This window comes from uncultured Jatrophihabitans sp., assembly GCF_964246335.1.
Classification (GTDB): Bacteria; Actinomycetota; Actinomycetes; order Mycobacteriales; family Jatrophihabitantaceae; genus Jatrophihabitans.
The window spans coordinates 12,872-19,210 of record NZ_CAXTQF010000061.1 but is presented as its reverse complement, the minus strand read 5'-3'; the positions used below and the strand labels follow the sequence as shown (position 1 = coordinate 19,210).

Sequence of the window (6,339 nt, the reverse complement as noted above, 5' to 3'; positions counted from 1 at the left end):
CGCGGGCGATGCTGGCGGGGATGGTGCCGTGCCCGTCGAGGGCGCCGGGTTGGTCATCGAGGAACAGCAGGGTGGACAGGGCGACTGTCACGTTCACCCGCGCCCCGCCCTGCGACCCTTTGCGCGTGCCGGCGTCGGTGGTCAGCTTGACGAGGGCGTCGGCGCGGCGTTGGTCGGCGGTGCGCTCGTCCAGGCCCTTCCAGCTGTCCGCCAGGGCGTTGACCGCGGCCTGCATGGCGGCGGCCTGTTCTGCAGGCAGCAAGGCCCATTGTTCGACCATCCCGTCGTCGGCTGGAGCGAACACCACGCGGCGTTGCGCGCGGGCGGCGGCGTGTTTGGCTTCGGTGGCGCGGGTGTCGACGGAGGCGACAGCGCGCTGCAACGTTCGACCGAACTGCGCCAGGGTTTGCGTGTCGGCGCGCTCCAGGACCCGCGTCTCGACCTTGGTGGCGGCGGTAGTGGGCAGGTCGGTGGTGGCTTCGACCAGCCGCTCGGCGTAGTGCCCGCTGATCCTCGCGTCGCGCATCGCTTGCAGCGTGGTCGGGAACCGCGTCGTGACCTCGGTGGCGAGAGCGAGTTTGTAGCCCGCGGTCGAGGACGGGATGCGCAGCGCACAGGCGACGTCTTCGCGCACCCACTGCTTGCCCAGGTCCGGCGCACCGTCGCGGTACGGGTCCGGGTCGGCGGCCATCGCGGCCAATACATCCACCTCGAGCGCGTCGAGCTCGCAGCGGCGCCGACGGATGGTCGCCAGCACGCGAAGACGGCGCGCCTGACCCACCGAAGTGAAGTCCCGCACCGCCCGCGTCATGTGTTCGATTCTAGAATCGACCACCGACAATTTCCGGCCGTCTGACGATGACCTGTCTGCCGATGACTACGCCGATCGTCCCCATCGACCGGCGCAAGAACCATGGGTCAAACGGGTTCGTCAACGTCTTCGCCGGTGAGCGGGTTGTAGACGTAAACCTGCTCGTTGGCCCTGGTGTCTCGCGCTGTGAGCAAGCAACAAGTGAGGCTTCCCGACTCGTCGACGTCGATGACTGTGCAACTTGCGCCCCGAACCCCACGGACGAGGTGCGGGGCCGATGTGGTGTCGATTCGGGTGACCACCCCGGGAGTCACCCACACGGGCACGCCGGCGAGGGAACCGCTCAGCTGAAAGTGCAAGTGGCCCGTAAGGACGGCACGGACATCGCGACCCCGGACGACATCGGCGAGGTCGTCGATGTTCTGCAGCACGACGTCCTTGACGTAGGGGAGATACGGCACGACCAGCGGGGGGTGATGAAAGACCAGGACTGTTCCGTTCGCGGCGGGGGTTGCCAGGAGCCCGTCCAGCCACCTGAGCTGATCGTCGTCGATCGCGCCGAAGGTCTTTCCCGGCACCAGGCTGTCGAGTGTCACGACGCGCAGGCCGCCGGCCTCACTGACCGCGGCCCGCGCCCCGGCTGACTCGTCGAGCAAGGTGCCGCATTCCGAGCCATCCGGGCCGAGGTGACCACTGCCCAGCGCACTGGCGAAGTTCGCGCGGTCGTCGTGATTGCCCGTGCTGTAGATCTGCGGGATTCCGCGCTCCGCGGCAAAGCGCCCGACGCGCTCACGGACCGCCACGCAGCCGGCCACCGATCCGTCGTCGGCCACGTCGCCGCTGACCACGACGGCGTCCAGTTCTGGCACGTGTCGGGCATCGTGCAGCACTTGTTCGAGTGCACGGACCGCGTCGACACCGTCCTCGTCCAGGCCGGTCGCCGTGGCGTGTGTGTCGGAAAGATGCAATAGGCGAGTCACCGGCACTCCTGGGCGCTCCGTCTCAGTCGCGGGTCTGCTGGTAGCGCTCCAGAGCGACGCGACGTTCCTCCTTGTGATCGACGATGCGTTCGGGATAGCCCCGCGGCTGCTCGTCGAGGTCCCACGGCTCGTGCACGGCCTTGCCCTCGATGCCGGCGAGCTCGGGCACCCAGCGGCGCACGTAGTCGCCGCTGGGGTCGTACTTCTGCCCCTGCGTCACCGGGTTGAAGACGCGGAAGTAAGGCGCGGCGTCCGTGCCGGTGCCGGCCGTCCACTGCCAGCCGTGGTTGTTGGAGGCGAGGTCACCGTCGACGAGGTGCTGCATGAAGTGCCGCGCGCCGTGCTGCCACTCGATGTGCAGGTCCTTGGTGAGGAACGACGCGACGATCATCCGCACCCGGTTGTGCATCCAGCCCTGCGCGAGCAGCTGACGCATGCCGGCGTCGACGATCGGAAAGCCCGTCTTGCCCTCCTGCCACGCCGTGAAGGCTTTGGTGTTCGGCCGGGCGTACTCCATCTTGGCCATCTGCGGCAGGAAGTACTCGCGCGCCGACTCCGGCCAGTTGGACAGCACCGTGGCGTAGAACTCGCGCCATGCGAGTTCCTTGCGGTAGGTCTCGTCGCCCGGTCCGAGGTCGGCGAGCATCGTGCGCGGATGGATGCAGCCCCACTTCAGGTAGACCGACATGCGTGAGGTCGCATCGAGGTCCGGCCGGTCACGCTGCTTGTCGTAGCCGGACAGGCTCTTCTTGCGGTACGCCCGCCACGTCTTGAGCGCGGCGTCCTCGCCCGGGTCGGGCAGCTCGATCTTCTTCGCCTCGGGCGGGTCGGCCGGGATGTCGATCGAGTCCAGCGAGGTGTGCCACTCGACGCGACTAGTGATCGTCGACGCCGGCGCGCGGTAGCCGTGCTCCTTCCACGCGCGGTAGTACGGCGTATAGACCTTGAACGGCTCGCCGTCGCCCTTGACGACGCGGCCCGGCGCGATGGCGTAGGGCGAGCCGGTGCGCACGAACGAGACGTCGTCGGCCAGCGCCTTTTCGACCGCGTCGTCGCGCTGCGTGCCGTACGGCCCGAAGTCCGCGCTGACGTGCACCGACGACGCGCCGGCCGCACGCACCACCTCGGGCACCGCGTTGGCCGGGTCGCCGCGGCGGACGATCAGCGAGCCGCCGTGCTCATGCAGGTCGGCGTCGAGGGCGCGCAGCGTGCGATACATGAAGGCCACGCGCGCTGCGCCGGCCGGCTTGAGCAGCTTGGGGTCGAGCACGAACAGCGCTACCACGGGGCCGTCCTTCGCCGCCTCGTGCAGTGCAGGATGATCACGCAGGCGCAGGTCGCGCCGGAACCAGAGGACCGAGGTCATGAGGCGATCGTGCCCGGTAGGTCTGACATCCATGCGGGAAGGGTTTCGCTCGTGAGTGAATCGGACAACGAAGTCGACAAGGACCTCTACGTCGGCGGCCAGGTGGGCAACGACCAGCTCGATACCAGCGAGACGCTGACCGGTGACAACACGCAGGATCCGCTCGATGCCGGCTACGACCCGCCGGACCGCGAGCCCCACCAGTGGCTCGGCGACACGGCCGAAGAAGCGCGCGAGGGCGAGTCGCTCGACGACAAGCTCGCCGAGGAGGAGCCGGACGTCGACGAGGACGACATCGCCGCGGCGGACGAGGAGCCGCGCACCGGCCGATTGATGTCCACGACGTCCGGTTCGCTCGAGGACGAGGACGACGATCTCGCCGTCGACGTCGGCCCGGACGGGCAGGCAGCGTCCGCCGAGGAGGCGGCCATGCACCTCGACGAGGAGAGCTGACGGCATGGAGCTGACCAAGTTCGGCCACTCGTGCGTGCGCGTCGAGGACGGCAACCGCTCGCTCGTCATCGACCCGGGGGCCTTCAGCGACGTCGATTCCGCGCTCTACGGCGCCGACGCCATCCTCATCACCCACGAGCACATGGACCACCTCGATCCGGACAAAGTGGGCGACGCGCTGCGCCGCGATTCACGACTGCGGGTTTGGGGCCCGCAGGGCGCACTCGACAAGCTCGGTCGGCTCGGTGACCAGGCCGTCGCCGTGCACGGCGGCGAGTCGTTCGAGGCTGCAGGTTTCGCGGTGCAGACCTTCGGCGACAACCACGCGGTGATCCACCCGCTCACGCCGACGATCGCCAACGTCGGTTACTTCGTCGGCGACGCCGTCTACCACCCCGGCGATTCGCTGGTGATCCCGCCGTTCGACGTGTCGAACCTGCTGCTGCCGGCCATGGCGCCGTGGGCGAAGGTCAGCGAGCTCATCGACTACGCCGTGGCGGCACGAGCGCAGCGCGTCCACCCGATCCACGACTTCCTGGTCAAGGACGTCTACTTCAACGTCCTCGTCAACAACATGAACCCGATCATCGAGCCGTTCGGCATCGAATACGTGCCGTTCGACGAACCGATCAGTGTCTGACCGCGTCGCGCAGCTACTGGGCGCAGATCCCGTCCTCGACGGGCACAACGACCTCGCGTGGGCGATGCGCGAGCTCAACGGGTACGACCTCGACGCCTACCCGCTCGACCAGCAGCAGTCGGCGACCCACACCGATCTCGTCCGCCTGCGGACGGGTGGAGTCGGCGGCCAGTTCTGGTCCGTCTACGTGCCCGCATCGTGGGCGGGCAGCACAGCCGTCACCGGCACGCTGGAACAGATCGACTTCGTGCTGCGGATGGTCGCTCACTATCCCGACGATCTTGCGCTCGCGTTGACGGCCGACGACGTCGAGGACGCATTGCGCGCCGGTCGCGTCGCGTCGCTGCTCGGCGCCGAAGGTGGTCACTCGATCGACTCGTCCCTCGCCGTCCTGCGCACCTTGCACGCCCTGGGTGTGCGGTACATGACGCTCACCCACACCGCGAACGTGCCGTGGGCGGACTCGGCCACCGACGATCCCGTGCACGGCGGCCTCACCGACTTCGGCCGCGACGTGGTGCGCGAGATGAACCGCCTCGGCATGCTCGTCGACCTCTCGCACGTCGCGGCGACGACGATGCGCGATGCGCTCGCCGTCAGCTCCGTACCGGTGATGTTCAGTCACTCGTCCGCGCGCACTGTCACGGACCATCCGCGCAACGTCCCCGACGACGTGCTCGAGACGCTCGCCGGCAACGGCGGGATCTGCATGGTGACCTTCGTGCCGGCGTTCGTGTCCACCGCATGTGCCGAGTGGGACGCCGCGGTGGTCGACGCGATGCGCGCGCACGGCGACGACCCGGGGGACACGACGGCGTACACGGCCGCCGCCGGGAAGTTCGCGCAACGCGTGCCGATGCCGGTCGCCACCGTGGCCCAGGTGGCCGACCACGTCGAGCATGTGCGCGAGGTGGCGGGCGTCGAACACGTCGGGATCGGCGGTGACTTCGACGGTTGCGAGTCGCTGCCGCAGGGCCTCGAGGACGTCTCGACCTACCCGGCGCTGCTGACCGAGCTCGTCGACCGCGGCTGGTCCGACGACGATCTCGCGGCGCTGACCTGCCGCAACGCGATCAGGGTGCTGCGCGACAGCGAGCCGGCGTCCCGTGGCTGACCGGCGTCACGCCGGGTCGGGGTCGCCGCGCAGCCGGCTGAACTGCACGTCGTCGCGCCACGCGCCGTCGCGGAAATGCGCGTGCCGGGAAACGCCCTCGCGGGTGAAGCCGGCGCGTCCGAGCGCGATCTGCTCGGCCTGATTGTCGTCCTCCGTGCCGGCCTGCAACCGCTCCACGGTGGTGTTCGCGAACAGGTACTTGGCGAACTCGTGCTGGGCGCTGGTCCCGATGCCCTGGTTGCGGTGCTCGGGCAGCAGCACGATGCCGATATTGAGCGCGCGCCCGATCGCCCCCGGCCGATGAAACACGGCGAACCAGTCGACGCGCCCGACCAGCGTGCCGTCGGCGTCCTCGACGGCCAGCACACCGGCGTCCTCGGTGATGCACCCGTTCTGCGCGAAGCGCCGTTCGATCTCGTTGGTCGCGCGCCAGCCGGAGAAGTTGAAGGGGTCCTCGGCCGGACCGGCGTTCGTCAGCGCCGAGAGCACGGGGAGATCCTCGCTGCGAATCGGGCGCAGCCGCACGGGCACCATCGGGTCAGCATAGGAACGCTGCTCGCGCGGTGTCGCTCGCGTGCGGAGCCCCACCTGTTGATCAATTGTGGAGAGCCGGTGCATAACCGGGCTTGCGCGGGGGATAACCGGGCACATCCTGTGGACGAGGAAAATTGGTCGGGCGAACTGCCGAACAACCCCTTGTGACCACAGGAACCGGGGGGTAGACATCACTGCATCGCAACGCGGTGAACCCCACCGAAGGCAACTTCGATGGCCGGGTCAACAGGGAGACCTGAAGATCAGGTAGCGGTTCGGCGCGGGTGATACGACCGGGTCGTCGGTCGGCCTTCGGGCCGGTCGGTGTGCTCGATCGGCTGCGGTACCCGGCGTCGTCCGTCTCTGACGTGCGGTGTGGTGCAGCAGAAGTGGGGGCCGGGGAACTAAAAAATGACCCGGGCCCCCCGGGCGGGATTGCGC

7 protein-coding genes are annotated in these 6,339 nt (G+C 68.8%); 3 read left to right on the top strand and 4 right to left on the bottom strand.

Annotation, left to right across the window (positions count from 1 at the left end; translation table 11 throughout):
- The 3 genes from ACFFCN_RS15160 to ACFFCN_RS15150 all read right to left on the bottom strand — a co-directional run.
- A partial coding sequence (locus ACFFCN_RS15160; RefSeq protein ID WP_375492942.1) for a DUF222 domain-containing protein occupies positions 1-811 on the bottom strand: 811 nt, incomplete at its 3' end.
- Between the two features lie 107 nt (positions 812-918).
- Positions 919-1,791, bottom strand: a complete 873-nt coding sequence (locus tag ACFFCN_RS15155) for a metallophosphoesterase family protein (RefSeq protein WP_375492940.1) — start codon at positions 1,789-1,791, stop codon at positions 919-921.
- A 22-nt stretch (positions 1,792-1,813) separates the two neighbouring features.
- A complete protein-coding gene (locus tag ACFFCN_RS15150; RefSeq protein WP_375492938.1) occupies positions 1,814-3,157 on the bottom strand; it encodes a cryptochrome/photolyase family protein in 1,344 nt (447 codons plus the stop codon).
- 51 nt (positions 3,158-3,208) lie between these two features.
- Here ACFFCN_RS15150 and ACFFCN_RS15145 point away from each other — a divergent pair, with 51 nt between their 5' ends.
- The 3 genes from ACFFCN_RS15145 to ACFFCN_RS15135 are packed head-to-tail and all read left to right on the top strand — an operon-like array spanning position 3,209 to position 5,364.
- Positions 3,209-3,610, top strand: a complete 402-nt coding sequence (locus ACFFCN_RS15145; RefSeq protein ID WP_375492937.1) for a DUF5709 domain-containing protein — start codon at positions 3,209-3,211, stop codon at positions 3,608-3,610.
- Between the two features lie 4 nt (positions 3,611-3,614).
- Positions 3,615-4,250, top strand: coding sequence for an MBL fold metallo-hydrolase (locus ACFFCN_RS15140; RefSeq protein WP_375492935.1), 636 nt, complete (start codon positions 3,615-3,617; stop codon positions 4,248-4,250).
- A complete protein-coding gene (locus ACFFCN_RS15135; RefSeq protein WP_375492934.1) occupies positions 4,243-5,364 on the top strand; it encodes a dipeptidase in 1,122 nt (373 codons plus the stop codon). Before ACFFCN_RS15140 ends, ACFFCN_RS15135 begins: the two co-directional genes overlap by 8 nt.
- A gap of 6 nt (positions 5,365-5,370) precedes the next feature.
- Here the strand turns inward: ACFFCN_RS15135 and ACFFCN_RS15130 are convergent, their stop codons facing one another.
- A complete protein-coding gene (locus tag ACFFCN_RS15130; protein WP_375492933.1) occupies positions 5,371-5,898 on the bottom strand; it encodes a GNAT family N-acetyltransferase in 528 nt (175 codons plus the stop codon).
- Between the last annotated feature and the right edge of the window lie 441 nt (positions 5,899-6,339).

Excerpts from the sequence above, each read along its gene's own strand:
- ACFFCN_RS15150 (WP_375492938.1), bottom strand. The coding sequence starts at position 3,157 with ATGACCTCGGTCCTCTGGTTCCGGCGCGACCTGCGCCTGCGTGATCAT.
- ACFFCN_RS15140 (WP_375492935.1), top strand. The coding sequence starts at position 3,615 with ATGGAGCTGACCAAGTTCGGCCACTCGTGCGTGCGCGTCGAGGACGGC.
- ACFFCN_RS15130 (WP_375492933.1), bottom strand. The coding sequence starts at position 5,898 with ATGGTGCCCGTGCGGCTGCGCCCGATTCGCAGCGAGGATCTCCCCGTG.